The 1,683-nt window shown below is 60.8% G+C and carries 3 protein-coding genes; 1 reads left to right on the top strand and 2 read right to left on the bottom strand.

Annotation, left to right across the window (positions count from 1 at the left end):
* Positions 1-760 (top strand): 2OG-Fe(II) oxygenase family protein (locus tag WBF74_RS06755; protein WP_424437109.1); only part of this gene is annotated, 760 nt, incomplete at its 5' end.
* Here the strand turns inward: WBF74_RS06755 and WBF74_RS06760 are convergent.
* Positions 757-1,353: a flavin reductase family protein gene (locus tag WBF74_RS06760; protein ID WP_424437112.1), complete on the bottom strand. Its 597-nt coding sequence runs from the start codon at positions 1,351-1,353 to the stop codon at positions 757-759. The genes WBF74_RS06755 and WBF74_RS06760 overlap by 4 nt on opposite strands.
* The coding region (locus tag WBF74_RS06765; protein WP_424437115.1) for an HAD family hydrolase at positions 1,343-1,683 on the bottom strand (341 nt) is incomplete at its 5' end. The genes WBF74_RS06765 and WBF74_RS06760, both read right to left, overlap by 11 nt.

Raw genomic sequence — 1,683 nt, forward strand, 5'->3', positions numbered from 1 at the left:
CCTGAAACTCGGATTTGCGCGCGAGGCGAGCGAAATTTTCGAACGTGCGCTGGCAAGGCATGGTTCGGAGCGCCGCGCCGCGGCGTGGCTCCCTTTTGCGCGAGCGCAGGAATTTGGCGAAATGCCGACAGGTTACCGCGCCGAACTTGCAAGCCTCGTCACCCGCACCACGCTGACGCCGCCGGAAGGCTACGCCGATATGGCATCTTTCAATGCTGCCCTCGCCGCCGCGCTTGACGAGACACCCGATCTCGTTTGGGAGCCGACCGGCAAGGCGACCCGCAAGGGCGCGCAGACAGGCTTGCTGCTCGACAATCCGCGCGAGCCCTTCATCTCATTCGAGAAAGTGCTTCGCCGCGCCATTGATGCGCATTTCGACGGCATCCGCCCGGAGCCGAAACATCCCTATCGCGGACAGGTGCCGAAAACCTATCACATTGATATGTGGGGCACGCTTCTTTCCGAAGGCGGTCACCAGCATTCACATATCCATGTCGGTGGCTGGATGAGTGGCGTCTATTACGTCGCACTGCCGCCGACGCTCGGCAAGGGCGAGAATGAGCGCGATGGCTGGATCGAGTTCGGCCATCCGCCGCCGGAGTTCGACGCGAAGTTCGAGCCGCAGACGGTTTCCTATGAACCGCGCGAGGGAGATGCCTTCTTCTTCCCGTCCTATCTCTTCCACCGCACCCTGCCCTTCTCGGGCGAGAAGCGGCGCATCAGCATCGCCTTTGATGTGAAGCCGACAAGCTGGCGCTAACCGGGCCGCTTCATGGTGAAGACCTCGTCCACGACCGCATAGTCGTGATAGCCGAGCCGCGCGATGGGCTTCATCGCCGCGACATCGACTATGCCTTCCCGGATGAAGCGATCATCAATGTGAACGCCTAGCACCTCGCCGAGAACGAGATAGTAACTCTGCCGCCCGTCGCGCCCCTTCAGCGGCAGGGTCTGCAACCATACACACTCGAAATGAACCGGCGCATGTTTGACGCGCAGCGGCGCAACAAGCCGCGACGGTTCCGTTTCAAGCCCGGCCAGCGCAAACTCATCCACCTGCGGCCCCACCATCGTCGATGATGCATTCATCGCGTCGCGCTGGTCCCATGTCGCCAGATTGCAGACAAACTCGCCCTGCTCTTCCGCATTGATGAGACTGTCCTTCTTGTCGGCGCTTGCAAACGCAACGATGTGCGGATCAGTCGAAATCGCGTTGAAGAAACTGTAAGGCGCGAGATTGGGAACGCCATCGCGGCTCACCGTGGAAATCCAGCCGATGGGGCGCGGCACGACAAGCGCCTTGAACGGATCATGCCTCAACCCGTGATCATTGCGCGCGGCATCATAGAACATCGCTTGCCCGCCTTTCCTGTTCACCAAGCCTGTCAAAGAGGGCTGGCAGAAGCGCGACATTATCGATCACATGATCTGTGAGCGGCGCAAGATCATCCTGCCCGCTTGATCCCGTGAGAACGCCAATGTAAAGCCCCGCGCCTGCCCTGCGACCCATATCAAAATCATGAGCATTGTCACCGATCACGGCAATGTCGGAAGGCCGAAGTTGCACCGCCGAGCAAAAGGCGAGTGCCATGCCCGGCCCCGGCTTTGGCCCGTGGCCGCTGTCATAGCCGGCAACGAAATCGACCAGCGGCGATAGGCCGAACCGCTCCACCGTTTCAAGCG

Source organism: Parvibaculum sp. (genome assembly GCF_049672805.1).
Classification (GTDB): Bacteria; Pseudomonadota; Alphaproteobacteria; order Parvibaculales; family Parvibaculaceae; genus Parvibaculum.